General features: G+C 71.9%; 19 protein-coding genes, 2 tRNA genes and 1 pseudogene. 15 read left to right on the top strand and 7 right to left on the bottom strand.

The features are described from left to right. The first annotated feature begins 33 nt into the window (after window positions 1–33). Entirely contained in the window at window positions 34–1,419 is a 1,386-nt protein-coding gene (locus tag FHX81_RS13880; protein WP_141978513.1) for a glycine--tRNA ligase, read from the top strand. Window positions 1,420–1,500: 81 nt separating this feature from the next. Here the strand turns inward: FHX81_RS13880 and FHX81_RS13875 are convergent. Beyond that, a pseudogene (locus FHX81_RS13875) lies at window positions 1,501–2,403 on the bottom strand (AraC family transcriptional regulator); the annotation flags it as partial. Between the two features lie 33 nt (window positions 2,404–2,436). On the opposite strand from FHX81_RS13875, the gene FHX81_RS13870 reads away from it, so the two are divergent. The 3 genes from FHX81_RS13870 to FHX81_RS13860 all read left to right on the top strand — a co-directional run bounded on the left by FHX81_RS13870 (window position 2,437) and on the right by FHX81_RS13860 (window position 8,458). Next, window positions 2,437–5,799, top strand: a complete 3,363-nt coding sequence (locus tag FHX81_RS13870; RefSeq protein ID WP_141978511.1) for an NACHT domain-containing protein — start codon at window positions 2,437–2,439, stop codon at window positions 5,797–5,799. 67 nt (window positions 5,800–5,866) lie between these two features. After that, the gene (locus tag FHX81_RS13865; protein WP_141978509.1) at window positions 5,867–6,298 is read left to right on the top strand and encodes an anthrone oxygenase family protein; all 432 of its coding nucleotides are present in this window, start codon (window positions 5,867–5,869) and stop codon (window positions 6,296–6,298) included. A gap of 624 nt (window positions 6,299–6,922) precedes the next feature. Beyond that, window positions 6,923–8,458, top strand: coding sequence for a SulP family inorganic anion transporter (locus FHX81_RS13860; protein WP_246107805.1), 1,536 nt, complete (start codon window positions 6,923–6,925; stop codon window positions 8,456–8,458). A gap of 47 nt (window positions 8,459–8,505) precedes the next feature. On the opposite strand, the gene FHX81_RS13855 is transcribed toward FHX81_RS13860, so the two are convergent. The 3 genes from FHX81_RS13855 to FHX81_RS13845 form a co-directional block, all read right to left on the bottom strand. Continuing rightward, window positions 8,506–8,967, bottom strand: coding sequence for a DUF6194 family protein (locus FHX81_RS13855; protein WP_141978508.1), 462 nt, complete (start codon window positions 8,965–8,967; stop codon window positions 8,506–8,508). A 73-nt stretch (window positions 8,968–9,040) separates the two neighbouring features. Next, window positions 9,041–9,916, bottom strand: a complete 876-nt coding sequence (locus tag FHX81_RS13850; protein ID WP_141978506.1) for a serine hydrolase — start codon at window positions 9,914–9,916, stop codon at window positions 9,041–9,043. Window positions 9,917–9,932: 16 nt separating this feature from the next. Then, window positions 9,933–10,664: a Type 1 glutamine amidotransferase-like domain-containing protein gene (locus FHX81_RS13845; protein ID WP_141978504.1), complete on the bottom strand. Its 732-nt coding sequence runs from the start codon at window positions 10,662–10,664 to the stop codon at window positions 9,933–9,935. A gap of 52 nt (window positions 10,665–10,716) precedes the next feature. Here FHX81_RS13845 and FHX81_RS13840 point away from each other — a divergent pair, with 52 nt between their 5' ends. Genes FHX81_RS13840 through FHX81_RS13830 form a run of 4 tightly spaced genes read left to right on the top strand, consistent with a single transcriptional unit; the run spans window position 10,717 to window position 13,933 of the window. Continuing rightward, window positions 10,717–11,355 (top strand): YdcF family protein, encoded by a 639-nt coding sequence (locus FHX81_RS13840; RefSeq protein ID WP_141978502.1) that lies wholly within the window; start codon window positions 10,717–10,719, stop codon window positions 11,353–11,355. Window positions 11,356–11,376: 21 nt separating this feature from the next. Beyond that, entirely contained in the window at window positions 11,377–12,639 is a 1,263-nt protein-coding gene (locus tag FHX81_RS13835; RefSeq protein ID WP_141978500.1) for a deoxyguanosinetriphosphate triphosphohydrolase, read from the top strand. A gap of 20 nt (window positions 12,640–12,659) precedes the next feature. Beyond that, window positions 12,660–12,908: a hypothetical protein gene (locus tag FHX81_RS40510; protein WP_170232044.1), complete on the top strand. Its 249-nt coding sequence runs from the start codon at window positions 12,660–12,662 to the stop codon at window positions 12,906–12,908. Then, on the top strand, window positions 12,887–13,933 hold the full coding sequence (locus tag FHX81_RS13830; protein WP_141978498.1) for a serpin family protein: 1,047 nt from the start codon (window positions 12,887–12,889) through the stop codon (window positions 13,931–13,933). The genes FHX81_RS40510 and FHX81_RS13830 overlap by 22 nt, the downstream gene beginning before the upstream one ends. Before the next feature lie 623 nt (window positions 13,934–14,556). On the opposite strand, the gene FHX81_RS13820 is transcribed toward FHX81_RS13830, so the two are convergent. Beyond that, entirely contained in the window at window positions 14,557–14,994 is a 438-nt protein-coding gene (locus FHX81_RS13820) for a helix-turn-helix domain-containing protein (RefSeq protein ID WP_425473818.1), read from the bottom strand. A 247-nt stretch (window positions 14,995–15,241) separates the two neighbouring features. On the opposite strand from FHX81_RS13820, the gene FHX81_RS13815 reads away from it, so the two are divergent. Then, window positions 15,242–15,811: a carboxymuconolactone decarboxylase family protein gene (locus FHX81_RS13815; RefSeq protein ID WP_141978495.1), complete on the top strand. Its 570-nt coding sequence runs from the start codon at window positions 15,242–15,244 to the stop codon at window positions 15,809–15,811. Between the two features lie 4 nt (window positions 15,812–15,815). On the opposite strand, the gene FHX81_RS13810 is transcribed toward FHX81_RS13815, so the two are convergent. Further along, window positions 15,816–16,733, bottom strand: coding sequence for a sigma-70 family RNA polymerase sigma factor (locus FHX81_RS13810; protein WP_281291733.1), 918 nt, complete (start codon window positions 16,731–16,733; stop codon window positions 15,816–15,818). Window positions 16,734–16,767: 34 nt separating this feature from the next. On the opposite strand from FHX81_RS13810, the gene dnaG reads away from it, so the two are divergent. The 3 genes from dnaG to FHX81_RS13795 all read left to right on the top strand — a co-directional run bounded on the left by dnaG (window position 16,768) and on the right by FHX81_RS13795 (window position 19,970). Further along, window positions 16,768–18,657, top strand: coding sequence for a DNA primase (gene dnaG, locus FHX81_RS13805; protein WP_141978493.1), 1,890 nt, complete (start codon window positions 16,768–16,770; stop codon window positions 18,655–18,657). Next, complete coding sequence (locus FHX81_RS13800) at window positions 18,657–19,160, top strand: hypothetical protein (protein WP_141978491.1); 504 nt, start codon at window positions 18,657–18,659, stop codon at window positions 19,158–19,160. Before dnaG ends, FHX81_RS13800 begins: the two co-directional genes overlap by 1 nt. A 63-nt stretch (window positions 19,161–19,223) precedes the next feature. Further along, window positions 19,224–19,970: a trans-aconitate 2-methyltransferase gene (locus FHX81_RS13795; RefSeq protein WP_141978489.1), complete on the top strand. Its 747-nt coding sequence runs from the start codon at window positions 19,224–19,226 to the stop codon at window positions 19,968–19,970. Between the two features lie 69 nt (window positions 19,971–20,039). Here FHX81_RS13795 and FHX81_RS13790 read toward each other — a convergent pair whose 3' ends face one another. Beyond that, window positions 20,040–20,270 carry a hypothetical protein gene (locus FHX81_RS13790; RefSeq protein WP_141978487.1) on the bottom strand — a complete coding sequence of 77 codons (231 nt, stop codon included), beginning with the start codon at window positions 20,268–20,270 and terminating at the stop codon, window positions 20,040–20,042. A gap of 138 nt (window positions 20,271–20,408) precedes the next feature. On the opposite strand from FHX81_RS13790, the gene FHX81_RS13785 reads away from it, so the two are divergent. From FHX81_RS13785 to FHX81_RS13775, 3 genes are all read left to right on the top strand, one after another. Continuing rightward, window positions 20,409–20,480 (top strand) — tRNA-Asn (locus tag FHX81_RS13785). A gap of 119 nt (window positions 20,481–20,599) precedes the next feature. Beyond that, a complete protein-coding gene (locus FHX81_RS13780; protein ID WP_141978485.1) occupies window positions 20,600–21,460 on the top strand; it encodes an oxygenase MpaB family protein in 861 nt (286 codons plus the stop codon). An 86-nt stretch (window positions 21,461–21,546) separates the two neighbouring features. After that, a tRNA-Ile gene (locus FHX81_RS13775) sits at window positions 21,547–21,621 on the top strand. Window positions 21,622–21,635 lie beyond the last annotated feature (14 nt).

Here is a 21,635-nt window from a genome sequence, read left to right as displayed (position 1 = left end):
TCCGTCCTTTCTGCATCTCCCGATGGAGTGTCCGTGGCAGCCGATCGCATCGAGACCGTCGTCAGCCTGTGCAAGCGTCGCGGGTTCGTCTACCCGTGCGGCGAGATCTACGGCGGCACCAGGTCGGCGTGGGACTACGGCCCGCTCGGCGTCGAGCTGAAGGACAACATCAAGCGCCAGTGGTGGAACTACATGGTGCGCGGCCGCGAGGACGTCGTCGGCCTGGACTCGTCGGTGATCCTGCCGCGCGAGGTGTGGGTGGCGTCCGGGCACGTCGAGGCGTTCGTCGACCCGCTGATCGAGTGCAACTCGTGCCACAAGCGGTTCCGGCAGGACACGCTGGCCGAGGAGTACGCCGAGCGCACCGGCAAGCAGGTGGCCGAGGGCGACGTGTCCGACGTGCCGTGCCCGAACTGCGGCACCCGCGGCCAGTACACCGAGCCGAAGATGTTCAACGGCCTGCTCAAGACCCACCTCGGCCCGGTCGAGACCGACGAGGGCCTGCACTACCTGCGCCCGGAGACCGCGCAGGGCATCTTCACCAACTTCCTGAACGTGCAGACCACGTCGCGCCGCAAGCCGCCGTTCGGCATCGGCCAGATCGGCAAGAGCTTCCGCAACGAGATCACGCCGGGCAACTTCATCTTCCGCACCCGTGAGTTCGAGCAGATGGAGATGGAGTTCTTCGTCGAGCCGGGCACGGACGAGGAATGGCACCAGTACTGGATCGACGAGCGCACGCGCTGGTACACCGAGCTGGGCATCTCCAAGGAGAACCTGCGGCACTACGAGCACCCCAAGGAAAAGCTGTCGCACTACTCGAAGCGCACCGTCGACATCGAGTACCGGTTCCGGTTCGGCGGGCAGGAGTGGGGTGAGCTGGAAGGCATCGCCAACCGCACCGACTTCGACCTCACCACCCACTCGAACCACTCCGGCGTCGACCTGTCGTACTTCGACCAGGCCACGAACTCGCGCTACAAGCCGTTCGTGATCGAGCCCGCGGCGGGCGTGGGCCGGCCGATGATGGCGTTCCTGCTGGAGGCCTACACCGAGGACGAGGCGCCCAACGCCAAGGGCGGCGTGGACAAGCGGGTGGTGCTCCGCCTGGACCGCAGGCTGGCCCCGGTGAAGGCGGCCGTGCTGCCGCTGTCGCGCAACGCCGACCTGTCGCCGAAGGCCAAGGACCTGGCCAACGCGCTGCGCAAGCACTGGAACATCGAGTTCGACGACGCGGGCGCCATCGGCCGCCGTTACCGCAGGCAGGACGAGATCGGCACGCCGTTCTGCGTCACGGTGGACTTCGACACCCTCACCGACCACGCCGTGACGGTGCGGGAGCGCGACACCATGTCGCAGGAGCGCGTGTCGATGGACCAGCTGGAGGGCTACCTGGCCGCCCGGCTGATCGGCGCGTGACCTGAGCGTTGAACTCGGGGGTCCCGGGCGTTCGACTCTCGGGACCTGAGCGTTCGACTCACGGGGTGGCGCGGTGGTCGGAGGGGAGAGGCCGCGTTCCCGCTTGAACGCCGTGCTCAGCGCGAACGCGGTGCTGTAGCCGACCTGGCGGGCGACCGCGGCCACCGTGGCGGACGGTTCGCGCAGCAGGTCGGCGGCCAGGGTGAGGCGCCAGTCGGTCAGGTAGGCCATCGGCGGTTCGCCGACCAGTTCGGTGAACCGCCTGGCCAGCGCCGCCCGCGACACGCCGACCGCCTCGGCCAGCGAACCCACCGTCCACGGGTGGGCCGGGTCGGCGTGCAGCAGCCGCAGCGCCCGCCCCACCACGGGGTCGGCGTGCGCCGAGAACCAGGCCGGCGTCCGCGCTTCCGGCCGGCAGAACCACGACCGCAGCACGGAGATCAGCACCAGGTCGAGCAGGCGGTCCAGCACGGCCTCCTGGCCCGGCTCGTCCCGCGTGATCTCGTCGGCCAGCAGGGGCACCAACGGCAGCTCCGCGCGCGGCGCCACGAGGAACGGCGGCAGCACCGACAGCAACCGGCGGCTCACCTCGCCGTCCAACTGGTACGTGCCGCTGAGCATCACCACGGACCCGTCGGCGTTCGCACCCCACGTCCGCACGCCCAGTCCCCACTGCTCGCACAACGCTGCGCCGTCCGGCGTGGTGGTGATCTCGCCGGGGTGGACCACCGCCTGCACGGGCGTCGCAGGGTCGTCCGCCAGCACGTACGGGTCGGGCCCGCGCAGCACCGCGACGTCACCGGCGCGCAGCGGCACGGGGTCACCGTCGTGCGGCAGCAGCCAACCGTCCCCGCGCACCATGGCGACCACGGTGAGAGGCGCGCGGTCCTCGATGCGCAGTGACCACGGCGGGTCCAGGACGGTGCGCATGAGGAACGCGCCCCGGGCGCGCGGCCCGTCCAACAACGCGGCGAGAGCGTCCACGGACCGAGCCTAGGGCTGCGGCAGGATGGCGTCGTGCGATTACCCGGCAGACTGGCTTGGTGGGCCGCTGCGGCGGCCGTGGTGTCCGCGGCACTGGCCGTCGCCGTCAACATCGCGACCGACACCGTCGAGGCGGTCGACCGGCCGTGGTGGCCGGCCGTCGCCTGGTCGGCGGTCGGACTGCTGGTCGTGCTGGGCGTCGTCGTGCAGTCGTCGGTCGAGCGGCGGCGCGCGGCCTCGGCGTCGCCGGAGCCGGGGGACGTGCTCCGGACCGTCCTGGACGGGGTGCGGGAGGCGTGGACGGGTGAGGCGGCCAAGCGCAAGCTGCTCCAGCCCGCGCCCCTGGACGTGCGCTGGTCGTCCACCGAACGGCCGGTCGCGGCCGATCGGCGGACCGTGTTGGACGACCCGGACGGTCCCGGGTGGCACGACGCCCCGTTGACGGGCGGTGTCGGGCAGGTCGCGGACGCGCTGCCGGCCCTGCCGCACCGGCAGCTCGTGGTGCTGGGCGCGCCGGGCGCGGGGAAGAGCGCGTTGGCGGTCCTGCTGACGCTCGGCCTGGTCGACCGGCACGCGGCCGGCGAGCCGGTTCCGGTGCTGCTCGCCGTCTCGTCGTGGAACCCCGCCGTCGAAGAGGTCGAGGACTTCCTGGTGCGGCGGACGGCCGAGGACCACGCGGTCGACGCGGAGACCGTCCGCCGCCTGGTGCGGGACGGGCTGGTGCTGCCCGTGCTGGACGGCCTGGACGAGGTGCCCGCGGTCTGGCACGAACAGGCGTTGCGCAAGCTGGAGCGGTGGACCGTCGCCAAGCGGCCTTTGGTGCTGACCTGTCGCAGCGAGGAGTACGAGCGGGCCGTCACCTCCAGCGGGATCGTGCTCGGCCGGGCGGCGGTGGTGGAGCTGGCACCGGTGGACGGGTCCCGGGTCGGGTCGTTCCTGGCCACGGGCACGCCCGTGCCGCAGAGGTGGGAGCCGGTGTTGAGGCACCTCGAGGCCGAGCCCGGTGGTGTGCTGGCCGAGGTCCTGTCCACACCGCTGATGGTGTCGATCGCCCGGTCGGCCTACCGGTCCGCCACCACCGATCCCGCGGCGCTGCTCAGGCTCGCCGACCGCGCCGCCGTGGCGCGGACCCTCTTCGACGCCTTCCTGGCCGACGCCTACCCACCGGCCGAGCCGGACCCCACCGCGGTCCGGCCGGCTCCGCCACGGCCCCGCAAGGCCGTGAAGTGGTTGCGCTACCTGGCGTTCCAACTGCACCAGGCCGGCACGCGCGACTGGCACTGGTGGAACGTCTCACCGAAGCACACCGCACCCAGCCCGTCGCCGCGACGGTGGATGGCCGGTGCGACGCTCGTGATCCTGCCGGTGGCGGTGGTGGTCGTCGCCCTCTGGGGATTCTTCGCCCCCTTCGGTCCGGCATCGGCGGAGGACCGGCTCACCCTCGGCATGCAGATCGTCTTCGGGGTGGTGGCGATCTGCATCATGTTCGTCATCTTCAGCCTGCGATCGCACCTGGCGAGCCTCCTGGCAGCCGGTGGCACCTACCTCGTCGGTTCCGGCGTGGCGGTGCTGATCGAGCAGTTCCTGACCTCGGATCGAGAGGTCGGCGCGCTCGGCGTGATGTTGACCGTCACGGTTGTCTCCTATGAAGTGTTGGCACGGATCCCGCTGTGGGTGCAGTCCGGCAGCAAGGTCGTCACGGTCTTGCGGGACCGGTTCGTCGACGGCGATCGGCGAGTGGTCTGCGGTGTGTTCGGCGCGGCGTTCTGCGTCGTGGCCGGTGCGGCGGTGCAGAATCGCGCCGTCTTCGTCTCCGCCGCCGCCTACGCGGTGATCGCGGCCGTGATGCCGGTGCCGACGCGGGCGTGGCGGTCCAGCTTCACGCCGTGGGCGACGATGTCGGCGGCCTGGCGCCGGTCGCTCGCCGCCGCCGCTCGGCACGGTGCTCTGGGTGGGACGCTGGTGGCCGTCGCGGTGGCGTGGACGTCGACACCGTCGGCGATCATCCGCGCGGCGGCCGTGGCGGCTGTGTGCTGCGGGCTGAACGCCGCCTACTGGGCCGGTCTGCGCTCGCTGGCCTGGTACCGGTGCGTGGTCGTCGCCAACGCCATGCTGGGGATCGGGCCGTGGCGTCCGCGACGGTTCCTGAACGAGGCGCGGAACCTCCAAGTGCTCCGACAGGCGGGGACGGCCCTGCAATTCCGGCACGCGCTGCTCCAGGACCACCTGGAGGAGCCGGTGCGGGTCGAACACCTGACGACCCTCGTGGAGCAGGACGACTACATGTCCGAATACGCGGTGGTGAGCCTGGCCGAGGCGATGGCACGCCGGGGCGACGTGGCGGAGGCGATCACCCTCCTGCGGGACACCGTGCCGCAGTTCTACTTGAGCGACCCCACGGCGAAACCGCTGGCCGACCTGCTGGCGGCCGAAGGCCGGCTGGACGAGTTGCGCGAGATGGCGGCCGAACTGCCGGGCACGCGTGGTCACGAAGCGGGAATGGCCCTGGCCAGGGCGCTGGTGGCGGCCGGACGGGTGGACGAGGCGATCCCGGTCCTGCGTGCCGGGCTGTGGCACGGCCTCGGCGCCGAGGAGGCGGCGGAGGAACTGGTCGGGTTGCTCGCGCACCACGGCCGGCTGGCCGAGATCCGGGTCCTCACCTACGGGGAAGACCTGCTCGCCGTGGTCGCGGCCGGGTGGCTGTCGACACACTCGGCGGACGAGCCGCTCGACCACGTCGTCGACTTCCTGCGCTCCCACCTGGACGACGAGGTGGTGGTCTTCCACGACGGCCGCGTCAAGCTGGCCGACCTCCTGGCCCGGACGGGGCGGGAGGCTGAGGCGCTCGCGGTGTTGCGGGACGGCGCGGATCGGCCGCACCCGACTCAGGAGAACGTGGCATGGCGCTTGGCGGCGTTACTGGCCGAGGCCGGGGAGTGGGCGGAGTTGCGGGAACGCGCCGACGCGGACGACATCTGCGTGGGCGCGCACGCGACCCGCCTGCTGGCCGCGGACCTCGCCGCACGGGGTGACGTCGAGGAGGCGGTCGCCCTCATGCGGGCGCGGCTGGAGCGCGACGACCGGGCTCTCCGGCGGATGGACTTCGACGCCGAGTACGCCAACCTGCTGCACGGCAACACCACCGCCCTGCTGCTGGCCGACCTGTTGGTGGAGGTCGGACGCGTGGACGAGGCCGCCGCCTTCCTGGCCCGCCGGTTGAAACTCGACCACGAGCACGCGATGTGGGACGTCGAGGACATGCTCGTGGACGTCTTGTTGGGCCTCGGCCGCCTCGACGACGCGGTGGGCGTCCTGCGCACGATGATGAATCGGGTCGACCCGCACTCCGAGCAGGCCGCGGCACGGCTCGCCGCGTTGTCCGAGGCAGGCAGGTAGACGCTCGCGTATGCGATCGAGGCGTTGAGCCATGGGAAGTCCAGGACCCCTCGACTTGACTGGGCGCATGTTCCCCACGGTGACGATCATCGCGGCCCTCGGCTGCGGGATGATGGCTGGAGTCTTCTTCGCGTTCTCCGCGATGGTCATGCCCGGTCTGCGGCGGGCCGAGCCCGAGGTCGGCGTGGCCGCCATGCGGGCGATCAACCTGGCCGTGGTGAACCCCGCGTTCATCGCCCTCTTCGTCGGCACGGCGGTCGTCGGCGTGGTGGCGGCGTTCGGGGGTGGCCCGTGGGCGTGGGCCGGCGCGGCGCTCTACGGCCTGGGCGGGATCGTGCTCACCGGCGCGTTCCACATCCCGCGCAACAACGAGCTGGAGCGGTTCGGCACGACCGAGTACTGGGCCCGCTACCTGCGCGAGTGGGTGCCCGCGAACCACGTCCGGGCGCTGCTGTCGCTCGCCGCGGCCCTGGCGTTCACCCTGGCCGCCCTACGGTAGCAATCACGTTGAGTAATCATATTTCGGTTTAATGATCTGCGTCACGAACCATCGGGTGAATATCGAACCGACTGCGTGAAAACGGCTTCTACATTAACCCCCACGTCACCCGGATTTGTGACACTGGATTGCAGTCACGGTTCCTCGGGGGGTGTCATGGCGCGTGTTGTCGTCGTCGCGGTCGCCTTGGCGCTCGTCGCCGTGCTCGTGCCGTCGCCGTCCGGCCCGGTCGGCGTCGTGCGCGCCGCCCCGGTCGGGCACTCCGTCACGAGTTCGGAGGAAGAGCCGGCCCGCGAGTACCGCACCGGCGCCGAGTCGCGATCTTGGACCACGCGCTCGTCGCCGGCCCGACCAGCGGTGAACCACTCCCGCGTCGTCCCCGTCCTCCGGCGCGTCGACGCGTCCACGGGCACGGACCCACCGGTCGGCCGAGGACGACGGGAACACCTCCGGGCGTGGTCCACCCCATCGGCTCTCCAGGTGTTCCGGAACTGATCGGCGCCCCACCGCCAGTCGATCGCACAGTCCGACCACCGACGAGTGGGGAAATCCGATGGAAATCCACCCACGGGCGCACGACGCCCGTGCATATCCGCCCCGCCTGTCCCAGGAAATGGGACGCGGGTGCGCGAACGACCGATCACCGACCCCGTCCACCAGTCGCGCGACATCACGCGCGGTGAGCGGATCGGCGGGGAACGACCGGTGAGCACCATGACCGGACGACCCGCCGCGGCCCGGCTGCGGGCGACCCTCTGGCCCGACGTCGGCGCGTCACTGGTGGTGTTCCTGGTGGCGCTCCCGCTGTGCGTGGGCATCGCCGTCGCCTCCGGCGTCCCGGCCGAGCTGGGCATCATCACCGGGGTGGTGGGCGGCCTTGTGGTCGGCCTGCTGCCCGGCAGCACCATGCAGGTCAGCGGCCCGGCGGCGGGCCTGACCGTACTGGTCGCCGACACCGTAGCGAGGCACGGCCTGCCCGCGCTCGGCCTCATCGTGCTCGGTGCCGGCCTGCTCCAGGTGACCATGGGCCTGCTGCGCCTGGGCCGCTGGTTCCGCGCCATCTCGCCCGCCGTGGTCCAGGGCATGCTCGCGGGCATCGGCCTGGTGCTCGTGCTGGGCCAGCTCTACCCGTTCGCCGGCCAGGACCAGCCCGTCACGACCGGCGGGAAGTTCACGGGTCTGGCCGACCTGGTCCGGGCCGCGACGACCACCGCCGTCGGCCTGAGCGGCGTGGCCGTCGCCGTGCTGACGCTGGTCGTGGCCTCGCTGTGGAAGCGCACGCCGTGGCGCGCCGTGCCGGGGATGCTGGTGGCCGTCGTGGTCGCCTCGGCGGTGGGCGTGCTGCTGCCGGTCCCGCGCATCGAGGTCGGCCCGCTGACCGACGTGGTGGCGCTGGTCGACCTCTCCCTGCTGGACGTGGGCCTGCTCGGCGCGATGCTGACGTTCGCCCTCGTGGCGTCGGCGGAGACGTTGTTCTGCGCGGCCGCCGTGGACCGGATGCACAGCGGGCCGCGAACCCGGTACAACCGGGAACTCGTGGCGCAGGGCGTCGGCAACGCGGTGTGCGGCGTGCTCGGCGCGCTGCCGATGACCGCCGTGATCGTGCGCAGCGCGGCCAACGTGGACGCGGGGGCCCGCACCCGGCTGTCCCGCGTGCTGCACGGCTGGTGGCTGCTGGTGTTCGTGGTGCTGCTGCCGGGCGTGCTGTCGTACGTCCCGCTGCCGGTCCTGGCCGCGCTGCTGGTGCAGGCGGGCTGGAAGCTGCTGGCGCCCAGGCAGGTCCTCGCGCTGGCCCGCGCGGACCGGGCGGAAGCGGCCATCCTGGTCCTGACCGCCGGCCTGATCGTGCTGACCGACCTGCTCACCGGAACCCTCGCCGGCCTGCTGGCCGCGGTGGTCAAGACGGCCTGGGACATGTCCCGCCTGACCGTCACGGTGACCGCGCACGGCGAGGACCACCACCACGTGGCCGTGCGCGGCAACGCGACGTTCCTCAAGCTGCCGGGCCTGCTGGAGACCCTGGAGGCCGTGCCGGACAGCAGGCACGTCCGGGTCGACCTGACCGGCGTCCGCCACCTCGACCAGGCGTGCGGCCAGGCGATCGACCACTGGGCCGCGGGCCGCGGCGGCGTCGAGCTGATCCACCCGGCGTCCGACTGAGCGCCACGCCCGGCGCGGGACCGCCCCCCCGCGCCGGGCGACCCGCCTCACGCCTGCGACCGCCGGGCGTGGTTGGCGTGCTTGCGCGCCGCGAACTCGTGCGCCTCGACGAGCAGCGGCCCGACGGCGTCCGCCGTCGCCTCACCCGGCGACACCACGCAAACCCAGTACTGGGAGGCGTAGACGGGGTGCGGCATCAACCGATCCCGTTCCGCGTGGTCGAAGCCGGTCCTCAGCACGCCTTGTTCGTCGCGTTCGGTCGGCACGGGCCCGAACAACCCGGTGTACGTCGCCTTGGTCAGCCCGATGTTGAGCCGGTAGGCGCCCGGCTGGTTCAAGTCGGACACCTGCTCGTAGTTGTCGCTGGTCACGATCGTCGCGAACGGCATCTGGCGCTCGGGCGGGAGGTCGCCGTCGGGGTCGTAGAGGAAGAACGTGTCGCCGTAGGCCTCCATCACGCGGGTACCGGCGAAGGACTTGATGTGCTCCGTCATTTCCTCGGCATTCACACCTTCAAGCGTAACTTTCAACTGCTAATTGAAGCTTTTGGCGGGAAAGCGCAGGAGGGTCGAGGTCAAAGCTTCAACCGGCCGGGATGAGCGCCGCGACCAGCTCGCCGGTGACGGCGGTCAGGCGGTCCTTCGCGGTCTGCTCGTCCACGCCCGTCTGGACGGACAGGACGGCCACGGCGTAGCGGTCGGCGAGGACGCCGGACGTGTGCAGGTGGAGGTCGGCCGGCAGGTACCACATCCAGCCCTGCTTGGCGTAGGCGTCGGTGCCGGGGGCGAGCAGGCCGTACGCCTGGTCGAAGCCGTCCGCGGCGGTCGGGGTGGCGGAGGACAGGGCGTCGACGATGAACGTCCGGTCGGCGGTCGGGAGGCCGGTCGCGATGTAGCGGTAGAGCCGGGCGACGTCGGCGGCCGACATCTCGACGTCACCCCACTGGGAGGCGTCCGCGGGCGCGTGGGTCGCGGTCAGGCCTGCCTGGGTGGCCACGCGGCCGATCGCGCCCATGCCGTCGTGCACGGTCCACAGCGCGTTCATGGCGTCGTCGTCGCTCAGGCTCAGCGCGCGGGCCAGTCGGTCGAGGTCGGCCGCCGGGACCTCGCCGGACGCCAGCACGTCGACGGCCACCAGGAGCTTGCTCAGCGACGCCGAGCGGAACGGGGTGTCGGCGTCGGCGCCCGCCGTCGCACCGGTCTCCAGGTCCACCACGGCGAGCCCCAGGTCGACGTCGCCCGCGGCCCCGACCGCCCGCGCCACCGCCGCCGAGAGGTCCGGGGCAGGTGCCTCGGCGGAGCGTGGCGCGGCCGGACGCGGGGCGTCCGCCGAGGTGCTCGCGGTGCTGTCGGGCGCGACCAGCGACGCGTGCGCCGTGCACTCCGCGGTGCGCGGGTGCACCAGCGCGATCACGGCCGCGACCACCGCGACCGCGACCACCCACCAGCGTCTTCCCACCCCTCCACGGTCCGTCTCACAACCGCCTGACGTCGAGCGGTTCCTCCTGTGCGGTTGCTGAAGATTCGTCACGTCGCACGACGTACGCACCGCCGCGGGGCCGTTCGGACACGGCCTCCACGAGCTCGGTGCCGTGGTAGACGAGCCCGGCGCCGTCGTCGGTGCAGTGCGTCACCGGCAGCACGCCCGACGCCACCGCCGCGTGGATCGTCGGCCGCCGCGCCGCCTCGCTGTCGTAGTGCACGCCGTTGCCGTACGGCAGGAAGCCCAGCCCGTTGGTGATCACCCGCAGCTCCGGCCCGAACGAGTCGGTCGCGCCGCCCGCGAACCAGCAGATCGACCCGGCGGACACGCCGCCGAGCACGACGCCGTCCTGCCACGCACCCCGCAGCGCCGGCCCGAGGTCGTGCACCGCCCACACGGCCAGCAGGTTCGCCACCGACCCGCCGCCGACCCACACCACGTCGTGCTCGCGCAGGAAGCCCGGCACGTCGGTCGTCGGCGGCATGGTGAACAGGTTCAGGTGCGACACCTCCCAGCCCGCGAGCTGCCCGGCTTCGGAGATGTCCGCGTTGAACCACCGCTGGTCGCCCGCGGCCGTGCCGATGTGGCACAGCTTCGGCGTGCGGCCGTGCACGCCGGACAGGTCCACGGCGTGGCGCACGAGGCCGTGGAACTCGAGGTTGGTCCGGCGCCCGGCGCGGAAACCGCCCGAGGTCGCCACGATGGTCGGCTGGTCTGCTGGCATGAGGTGATCCTGGCAGCGGTGACGTCGGGGCCGATATGGGATCATCCGCGACGTGACGTTCCTGCCGAGGCTCCGCAGGCTTGCCACGCGCGTCGTCCTGGGCGGCCTGGTGATCGGGCTGCTGGTCGTCGGCGGCACGGCGTTCCGCGTGTGGCAGGTGGCCCGCGAGGACGACCGCACCCACGCCGACATGGCCGTGGTCCTGGGCGCGGCCCAGTTCAACGGCGTGCCGTCGGACGTGCTGGAAGCGCGGCTGGAGCACGCCCGCCGGCTCTACGAGCAGGGCGTGGTCAACTACATCGCCACCACCGGCGGCCGCCAGCCCGGCGACAACTTCACCGAGGGCGAGGCCGGCCGGATGTGGCTGGAGGAGCGCGACGTGCCCGCCGACCGCATCCTCGAGGTCGGCGAGGGCACCGACACGCTGGGCAGCATCCGCGCGCTCGCCGCCGCCGCCCGGGAGAAGTCCCTCACCACGGCGGTGATCGTCAGCGACCCGTGGCACTCGCTGCGGGCGCGCACGATGGCCGAGGACGAGGGGCTGTCGGCGTGGACGTCGCCGACCCGCAGCGGCCCGAACGTGCAGACCCGCGAGACCCAGCTGTTCTACATCCGCCGCGAGACCGGCGCGCTGCTCTACTACCACCTGATGAAGGCGCCGGCGGGTGCGTTCGACGGCATCCTGCTGTAGGCCGCCGCTTACCCTGGGCGGATGAGCCAGGGCTACACCGAACACGACTTCGCGCGGCTGCTGCCCGAGCCGCCCAAGGGAGCGGTGCTGCCCGGAGCGCGCACCGAGCGCCGTTCGCCGTTCTCCCGCGACCGGGCCAGGGTGCTGCACTCGGCGGCGCTGCGCCGGCTCGCGGGCAAGACCCAGGTCGTCGGCCCCAACGAGGGCGCGGAGGTGACCGGTGTGCCGCGCACCCGGCTCACCCACTCGCTGGAGGTCGCCCAGATCGGCCGGGGCATCGGCGAGGAGCTGGGCTGCGACCCCGACCTGGTCGACACCGCGGGCCTGGCCCACGACATCGGGCACCCGCCGTTCGGGCACAACGGCGAACGCGCGCTCGACGAGCTGGCCGGGCCGTGCGGCGGCTTCGAGGGCAACGCCCAGACGCTGCGCATCCTGACCCGGCTGGAACCCAAGACCGCCCGGGGCCTCAACCTGACCCGGGCGTGCCTGGACGCGGCGACCAAGTACCCGTGGACCCGCCGTCCCGGGATGGTGAAGTTCGGCGCCTACGACGACGACCTGGACGTGTTCTCGTGGGTCCGTCAGGGCGCGCCGGACCACCGGCGGTGCCTTGAGGCGCAGGTCATGGACTGGGCCGACGACGTCGCCTATTCCGTGCACGACGTGGAGGACGGGGTGCTCGCGCACCGGATCAGCCTGTCCGCCCTCGGCGACCCGGCCGAGCGCGCCGTCATCGCCGACCTGGCCGCCAAGCACTTCTCCGACGAGCCGGTGTCCGTGCTCGAAGCCACCGCCACCGAGCTGCTCGGCCTGCCGGTGATCGCCGAGCTGGCCGAGTACGACGGCTCGCTGCGCGCCCAGGTGGCGTTGAAGCGACTCACCAGCGAGCTGGTCGGCCGGTTCGCCTCGGCCGCCGTCGGCGCTACCCGCGACGTGCACGGTGACGGCCCGCTGAGCCGCTACCGGGCCGACCTGGTCGTGCCGCCCCGGGTCGCGGCCGAGGTGGCGCTGCTCAAGGCGGTCGCGGTGCGGTACGTGATGAGCGACCCGTCGCGGCTGGCCATGCAGGCGCGGCAGCGGGAGCTGGTCGCCGAACTGGTCCACCTGCTGCTCATGCGCGCCCCGGACACGCTCGACCCCGCGTTCCACCCGGCCTGGGTCGCCGCGGGTACCGACGCCGAACGGCTGCGCGTCGTGGTCGACCAGGTGGCGTCCCTCACCGACGCCCAGGCCGCGGCGTGGCGGCGGTCGCTGGCGAACGTCGCCCCCGAACCCCTGTGACCGGTGGCACACTCGACGTCATGGCCGATGAGTCCAGGAGACCGCCAGGCCGTCCTTGGCCGTGGCGCAGACCGACCCGCGACCCGGTGCACGTCGGTGGCGAGTTCCCGTACGACGGGTGGGACGACGAACCCGACGACGGCGCCGCCGGCGTGCGCGAGCCACGTCACCCCCAGCCGCTCGGACCCGTGAGCGGCGCGGGCGAACGTCCGATCCCGGACGACCCGATAGCGGTTAAGGAGACCCAGTGCCTGATCGAGCGCACCTGACGTTCGCCCTCACCCTGCACGACGCCGTCGCGCCCGACCGCACCCGCAACGCCTGTTGGTCGCCGTACTCGGTGGCCAGCGCGCTGGGCATGACGGCGCAGGCGGCGCGGGGCGAGACCGAGGCCGAGCTGGTCGCGCTGCTCGGCGCGGACCACGCCAAGGTGCTCAAGGGCGCGGTGGTGGGCGACGACGCCGAGTTCGCCGTGGCCAACACGCTGTGGGCGTGGGACGACCTGCCGCTCAACGAGGGTTTCCTCACCGACCTGGCCGGCTGGCCGGGGGCGAAGGCGCGCTCGGCGCCGTTCGCGCAGGACCCGGAAGGCGCGCGCAAGCTCATCAACGCCGACGTGGCCGAGACGACCCGGGGGCTGGTCCCCGAGCTGCTGGCATCGGGCGCGATCACGTCCGACACGGTCGCGACGCTGGTCAACGCGCTGTACCTGAAGTGCGCGTGGAGCGAGGAGTTCCCCGAGCACGACACCGCCGACCTGCCGTTCCGAGGTGCCGGCGAGGTCGCCACCATGCGCCGTGAGGGGAACGTGCGCTACGCCCAGCGGGACGGGTGGCAGGCCGTGGCGCTGGCCGCGCGCGGCGGTGTCGAGGCGGTCGTGCTGCTGCCCGACGGCGACCTGGGCGGCACCGAGGGCGTGCCCGCGGTGCTGGAGGCGTTGGACCACGACCGGGTCGAGCTGTTCCTGCCCAAGCTGGACCTGTCCGTGAACGTCTCCCTGGCCGACGCGTTGCAGCAGGTCGGCGTGCGCACGATGTTCGGCCGTGGCGCGGACTTCACCGGCCTGAGCCCCGACCCCCGGCTCTATGTGGACGACGTGGTGCACGAAGCCGTGCTGCGGCTGGACGAGCAGGGCTTCGAGGGTGCCGCGGCGACCGCCGTGATGATGCGCCTGACCTCGTTCATGCCCGCCGAACCCGCGCGCACGGTCCGCGTCGACCGGCCGTACCTGCTCCTGGTGCGGCACGCTGAGACAGGCGCCATCTACTTCCTCGCCCAAGTCGCCAAGCCCTGATGGATCCGCACCCGTTCGGCGAACCGGGGACTTCGCGCCGCACTGAGCCGGGCCGCCAGATCGGTGCGGCCGCCCCGTTCGGTCCAATAGGTGGTTCGTTCGCGGGTCACGAGTTCCACCAGAGCGGGTGCACTGTCATCGACCAGCGCGAAGAAGTCGTCGGGTCGGAAGACCTCATAAGGCCGCGAGTCCGCGTCCTCATCGGCAATGAAGAAGTCTTGGTCACCCGTGAGGATGAAATCCGCCCCACAGGCCACCGCGCAGCGTGCACGTGGCGGTCGTCAGCGTCACCACCGGGGAACGAGTCGTCGATGGAGAAGTCCTCGACCCTGCCACCTTCGAAGGTCCGCGCGATCGGATCCCGTATGGCGGTGATCTTCGCGCCGCTCCGCGTCGGGTTGTTCCGACGTAGGCGGTAGATCGTCTCCGCGAGCACGTCCTCGGTCCAGTCAACCGCGAATGGTTCTCCGGACGACCTCAACCGCAACAGTGCGAGCCAGTCCCGGAGAATGCGCGGGAGTAAAGCACATTCGCATCGACGAGGACTCTCGTGGGGGCCACTGCGGCAGGTTAGCGCTCAACCCTGCTTTCTCAGTGGCCGGGTCGACGGCCGTGAGTCACTGTCAGTCGTCTTCCAACGCCCGCAGTTCCTCGAATGCGGCCAACTGGCGTTGCCTGCGCGCATGCCGTTCCTGCAGTACGTCGGCTGTCCGCAAACGGGTGTGCGAACCGACCTTGTGCGCGGGAATCTCGCCCGCACCGATCTTGCGCATCAAGGTTGGACGCGAGGTGCCCAGCAGTTGGGCGGCGGCGGTCGTCGTCAGTTCCTCGGGCATCGTGCTGACGGTGACCACGTGCCCCTGCGCAACGGCGTGGACGACCTGGGCGATGATCGCCGACAACTCGTCCGGTACCGGGACGCCTTCGCTTTGGCCGTCGGTCATGGCGGTGAACCGCGCGCCACGAGCAGGAAGCCGGGTCATGAGCGCCTGCGCCTGCCGCTGGTCGCGTTCGTCCGCCAACACGACATCACGATCAGCCGTGGCCACTACCGTCGACACTGCCATCACTCCCTCACGGGGCACTCCAGTTACAACCGATCGTGTGTGCACTTATATGTGCAACAAGGTCCATGGAACCACGCTCGTCGGACAGGTGCCAACTGCACTGCACGACCCGCGGCACGGACCGCGATCGATGCGCCTGACCTTGTTCCTGCGGGCCGAACCGCAAGTCGCCAAGCCGTAGCTGTCACGTCCGGGCCTCCCTCCTCGTCCACCGGGTGAAGACCCGAAACGAGGAGGGGACATGGCACCCAGGATCCCGGTCGTCACGACCGAGCAGGCCAACCCGCTGGTGCGCTTCGCCTACCGGTTCGCCAGGAAGCGCTTCGGGGCGGTGCCGGAGCCGTTCACCGTGGCCGCGCACCACCGCCGGCTGTTCGTGGCGAGCGCGCGGCACGAGATGGCGGTGGAGAAGGCGGCCAAGACGCTGCCCGTGTCGCTGCGCGAGCTGGTCGTCTACCTGACCGCGGTGAAGCTCGGCTGCTCGTGGTGCGTCGACTTCGGCACCATGCTGATCAAGCACGAGGGCCTCGACGTCGACCGGCTCAAGGAGATCCACGACTACCGCGCGTCGGACAAGTACACCGAGCTGGAGAAGCTGGCCCTGGCCTACGCCGACGCGATGACCGAGACGCCCACCGCGGTCACCGACGAGCAGGTCGCCGAGCTCGACCGGCGGCTGGGGCACCAGGGCCTGGTCGAGCTGACCTACCTCATCGCGCTGGAGAACCAGCGCGGCCGGTTCAACTCGGCGTTCGGCATCACCGACCAGGGCTTCACCTCGGGTGACGCGTGCCGGGTGCCCATGCCGTAACGCTTCAGGGAGCCTCGGGGAACGGCACGTGGCCGAGCTTGTCCGGGTTCGACATGTCGTACACGCCGGCCACCCTGCCGTCCCGCACCACGATCGCCTCGACCCGGGGCGTCAGCTCGCCCTGGGCGGCGAACACCAGCCCGAGGTCGCCGTTGACCAGCGCGGGCCGACCCTCGACGTCGCCGTAGCGGCGCATGAGGCCGAGGATGAGGCGCGCGACCTTGTCCGCGCCGCTGACCACGTGCACCGCGGTCTTGGCCTTGCCGCCGCCGTCGCCGACCATCACCACGTCCGGGTGCAGCAGGCTGACCACGGCGTCGAGGTCGCCCGACGCGACGGCCGCGAGGAACCGCTCCAGCACCTCGCGCTGCTCCTCCAGCGCCACCCGCGGCGGCGGGTCGGCCTCCGCCACCGCCCGCCGGCCCCGTGACGCGTGCTGGCGGGCCGTGGTGACCGTGCAGCCCAACGAGTCCGCGATCTCCGCGAACGGCACGTCGAACGCGTCGTGCAGCACGAACGCCACCCGCTGCTCGGGGGTGAGGCGGTCCAGCACGACCAGCGCCGCCATCCGCACGCCGTCGTCGCGCACCACGGCGTCCAGCGGGTCGTCCTCGCCCGAGGTCACCACCGGCTCGGGCAGCCACTGCCCGACGTAGCGCTCCCGCCGCACCGCCGCCGACCGCAGCCGGTCCAGGCAGATCCGGCCCACCACGGTGGTCAGCCAGCCCCGCAGGTCCCGGATGTCGGTGCGCGCCCGGTCGCTCAGCCCGGACAGCCGCAGCCACGCCTCCTGCACCGCGTCCTCGGCGTCCGCGACGCTGCCGGTGAGCCGGTAGGCCACGCCGACCAGGTGGGCGCGGTGGCCGGTGAAGGTCGCGGCCAGGGTCTGCTCGGCCGCCGGGGACTCCGAGGCTGTGGTCACGGGCGCCAGTCTGCCAGCACTAGACTCGCTCGACGTGGCAGGACGCATCCGGGAGAGCGACATCGCACTCGTCCGCGACCGGAGCCGGATCGACGAGGTCGTGGGGGACCACGTCTCGCTGCGTCGGGCCGGTGGCGGCGCGCTGAAGGGGCTGTGCCCGTTCCACGACGAGAAGTCGCCGTCGTTCAACGTCCGCCCGTCGCACGGCACGTTCCACTGCTTCGGCTGCGGCGAGGGCGGCGACGTCATCGCGTTCGTGATGAAGATCGAGCACCTCGGGTTCGTCGAGGCGGTCGAGCGGTTGGCCGACCGGGCGGGCATCCAGCTCACCTACGAGGGCGGCGGCGCGACCATCCAGCGTGACCGCGGCACCCGCAGCCGGCTCATCGAGGCGCACCGGGTCGCCGCCGAGTTCTACGCCGAGCAACTGGCCACGCCGGACGCGCTGGCGGCGCGGGAATTCCTGGCGCAGCGCGGGTTCGACGAGGCCGCGGCCCGGCAGTTCGGCTGCGGTTTCGCGCCCGGTGGCTGGGACAGGCTCACCAAGCACCTCCTCGGGCGCGGGTTCGAGCTGACCGAGCTGATCAAGGCCCAGCTGACCAAGGAGGGCAGGCAGGGGCCGATCGACCGGTTCCACCGCAGGCTGCTGTGGCCGATCCGGGACATGGGCGGCGAGGTCGTCGGGTTCGGCGCGCGGCGCATCTTCGACGACGACCCGATCCAGGCCAAGTACCTCAACACCAGCGAGAGCCCGATCTACAAGAAGTCCCAGGTGCTGTTCGGGCTGGACCTGGCCAAGCGGGAGATCGCCAAGCGCAGGCAGGCCGTGGTCGTCGAGGGCTACACCGACGTGATGGCCATGCACCTGGCGGGCGTGCCCACGGCGGTCGCGTCCTGCGGCACGGCGTTCGGCGCCGACCACATGAACGTGCTGCGCCGGCTGCTCATCGACGACTCGCTCAACGGCGAGGTGATCTTCACCTTCGACGGCGACGCGGCCGGGCAGAAGGCGGCGCTCAAGGCGTTCGAGGGCGAGCAGGCGTTCTCCGCGCAGACCTACATCGCCATCGCGCCGGACGGCATGGACCCGTGCGAGCTGCGGCAGGCGAAGGGCGACGTGGCCGTGCGGGACCTGGTGGCCCGCCGCACGCCGCTGTTCGAGTTCGCCATCAAGACCCGGCTGCGGGACTACGACCTGGACTCGGTCGACGGCCGGGTCGAGGCGCTGAAGGTCATGGTGCCGTTCGTGGCGCAGATCAAGGACCGGGCCAAGCGGGACGGTTACGCGACCCGGTTGGCCTGGTGGGTCGGCTGGGACGACGAGGCCGCGGTGGTGCGCCGGGTGCGGGAGACGGCGACCGGCCGCGCGCCCGCCGGGCCCCGCCGCGCCGCTCCGGTCGACCCGAACCAGGGCGCGCTGGACGTCGACGGCCCGCCGCGCCCCGACCCGCGCGACCCGGCGCTGTGGGCGCAGCGGGAGGCGTTGAAGGCCGCGTTGCAGCTGCCCGAGATGGCCGGCCCGTACTACGACTCGCTGCCCGACGAGGCGTTCACGCACCCCGCCTACCTGGCGCTGCACCAGGCGATCCGGGACGCGGGCGGCGTGTCGTCGGGGCTGGCCGGTCCGGCGTTCCTGGACGCGGTGTCGCAGGTGTGCCGGCAGCAGGCCGTGCGGTCGGTGCTGACCGAGCTGGCCGTGGAGCCGCTGCGGGTCAAGTCCGAGGACGAGTACCGGTACGTGCAGAGCGTGCTGGCGCGGTTGCAGCAGATCCTGGTGGCCGGGCAGATCACCGAGATCAAGTCCCGGCTGCGGCGGGTGTCGCCGATCGAGGAGCCCGACGAGTACCGGGCCCTGTTCGGGGACCTCATCGCGCTGGAGGACTACCACAAGGCGTTGGGTCAACAAGCGGTGGGCGGGCTGTGATGGGGCTGTTCCGGAGGATTTTCGGCTCGGGTGCGCCCGAGGGGTTCACCGGCGTGCTGGACGCGGACGAGAACGTGTTGGCGTCGGCCGCGGTCGGCGCCGAGTGGCTCGTGGCGACCACGCACGGGCTGTGGTTGCCGGGGCCGCGCCGGGTCGGGTGGCACCTGATCAGCAAGGCGACGTGGAGCGGGAACGCGCTGGCGGTGGTCGAGGCGGTCGAGGACGGGACCGCGGGCACCGCCGTGGTGCTGCGCGACCTGCCGCCGCAGCGGTTCCCGCTGGAGTCGCCCGGCAAGGTGCCCGAGGTCGTGCACGAGCGCGTGACCGGGTCGATCAAGTCCCGGGAGCACAACGAGACCGTCGGCGCGTGGTTCGTGCAGCGGAAGGTGGCCGGGCGGGACGGCGTGGTGCTCCAGGTGCGGCCCGATCCCGGGGCGGACGTCGAGCGCGTCCGGGAGGTCGCGGCCTCGGTGGCGGCGAAGATCGCCAAGCTGCGCGGTTGACGGTGTGCAGTACGCGCGTACTGTGGATAGCGGTACGTCCGTACTGCTACTGGGAGTGCGCGCATGTGGGATCCGGGTCGGTACCTGGCGTTCGCCGACCACCGGTCGCGGCCGTTCCACGAGCTGGTGGCCCGCATCGGCGCCGAAGCGCCGCGCCGGGTGGTCGACCTGGGCTGCGGCCCGGGGAACCTGACGGAGTCGTTGGCGCGGCGGTGGCCGTCGGCGGTGGTGGAGGCGCTGGACTCGTCGCCGGAGATGGTCTCGGCGGCACGGGCGCGCGGGGTCGACGCGCGGCTCGGTGACGTGACGACGTGGGAGCCCGCGCCGGACACCGACGTGGTCGTGACCAACGCGGTGCTGCAGTGGGTGCCGGGGCACGAGGACCTGCTGCGGGAGTGGGCGCGGGCGCTGCCGTCCGGCGCGTGGCTGGCGGTGCAGGTGCCCGGCAACTTCTCCGGGCCGTCGCACGAGCTGGTGCGGTCGCTGGTGGCCGAGTCGTGGCCCGCGTTGCGGGGGTTGCTGCGCCCGTCGCCGGTGCTCGACCCGAGGGGGTACGCCGAGGTGCTCGACGGCTGCGCGGTCGACGCGTGGGAGACGACGTACCTCCAGCGGCTGGAGGGCGAGGACGCCGTGCTGGAGTGGATCACCGGGGCGGCGCTGCGGCCGATCCGGGCGGCGTTGGACGACGGCGAGTGGGCCGCGTTCCGGGGTCGGCTGGCGCCGTTGCTGCGCGAGGCGTACCCGCCGCGGGCGGACGGCACGACGTGGTTCCCGTTCCGCCGGGTGTTCGCCGTGGCGCTCGTGCCGTAGGCGTGCGCCCCGCGGACGTGCGCCGAGGCCGCCCCGGCGTGCGGGGCGGCCTCGGTCGGCGCGGGACGGTCAGTTGGCGCGCGGGATGACGGGGTCGCGCCGGTGGCCGTTGGAGCTGGGCTGGTGCCGGCCGAAACCGGTCTTCTCGCCCACCTTGGCGCGCACGATGCCCGCCGCGCCCTGGACCGCCGGGTGGTCGGCCAGCGAGCGGTAGGCGCGCACGATCTGGTCGTAGCGCTGGCGTCCGGCGCGCGCCCCTAGGACGTAGCCGACGGCGGCGCCGAGCAGGATGCCCTTCATGAGGTGGTCCTCTCCTGGAGATCGTGCCTGGTCACACCCCTTCCTACCCCATGAGGAGGGGGGTGTGCGCGAGCACTGTTGAGGATGCGCTAGAGTTACGTCCTGTCGGGCCGGGAGGCCCGGTCCACAACAGAACATTCCCCCTTAGCTCAATGGCAGAGCATTCGACTGTTAATCGAAGGGTTACTGGTTCGAATCCAGTAGGGGGAGCGCGATGGCAGCCCCGGGCCGGTCGGCTCGGGGTTTTGTCGTCTCATGGGGCCGGGGTACCCGCGAGTCACCCGTTTGTCACACGTTCGGGGCCGGTTTCTTGCGGCAGGCTGGGCCGCATGGCCGACCGATCCGCCCCCTTCGACCGCTTCGCCATCCGGCGCCGCATCACGTCCCTGGACCCGGAACGGGACCACGCCGAGATCATGCGCCTGTCGTCCGGGTACGAGTTCCCGTGGGACTACGTGCGGGCGCTGGAGTTCGCCCTGTTCCGGACCTACTGCGTGCCGTCGATCTCGGCGTTGCTGGCGAAGACGGGCGAGTTCGAGCGGCGGCCGCAGAAGCGGTACGACGACACGGCGCTGCTGATGGCGGAGCTGGTGGAGCACGGCTACGACTCGCCGCGGGGCCGTGAGGCGTTGCGCGTGGTGAACCGGCTGCACGGGCGGTACGACATCTCGAACGACGACATGCGGTACGTGCTGTCGACGTTCATCTTCGACCCGATCGAGTGGATCACGAAGTTCGGCTGGCGACCGTTGACCGACCACGAGCGGCTGGGCGCGTTCCACTTCTACCGCGCCGTCGGTGCCCGGATGGGCATCAAGGACCTGCCCGCCACCTACGAGGCCTACCGGGCGTTCAAGCGGGAGTACGAGGACGCGAACTTCACCTACAGCGACACGAACCGCGCGATCGGCCGGTACACGCTGGACCTGTTCTGCTCCTGGTACCCGGTGCCCCGCGCGCTCACCGCCAAGGCCGTCCTAGCCATGCTGGACGGTCCGATGCTGACCGCGTTCGGCTTCCCCCGCCAACCGCGCTGGCTGACCACCGCCGCCCACACCACCCTGCGCCTGCGCGCCACCGCGCTACGCCACCTCCCGCCCCGCAGGGCACCGCACCTGACCAACGCGAAGAACCGGACCTACCCGAACTACCCCACGGGCTACCGCCCCACCGACCTCGGAGCCCCGTAGTCCGCCAGTGCACAGCTTGGTCACGCCACCCGGGTTGTCGAGACGCGGGGGATCACCCCTCTGTACCCTCCGGAACCGCACGTCAGGGGGCGGTAGCTCAGCCGGTCAGAGCAGCGGACTCATAATCCGTCAGGTCGTGGGTTCGAACCCCACCCGCCCCACCGTTTTACCTGGT

This window comes from Saccharothrix saharensis (assembly GCF_006716745.1).
In the GTDB taxonomy this organism is placed as follows: Bacteria; Actinomycetota; Actinomycetes; order Mycobacteriales; family Pseudonocardiaceae; genus Actinosynnema; species Actinosynnema saharense.
The sequence above is the reverse complement of the archived record's forward strand: the minus strand, read 5'-3'. Positions and strand labels throughout refer to the sequence as shown.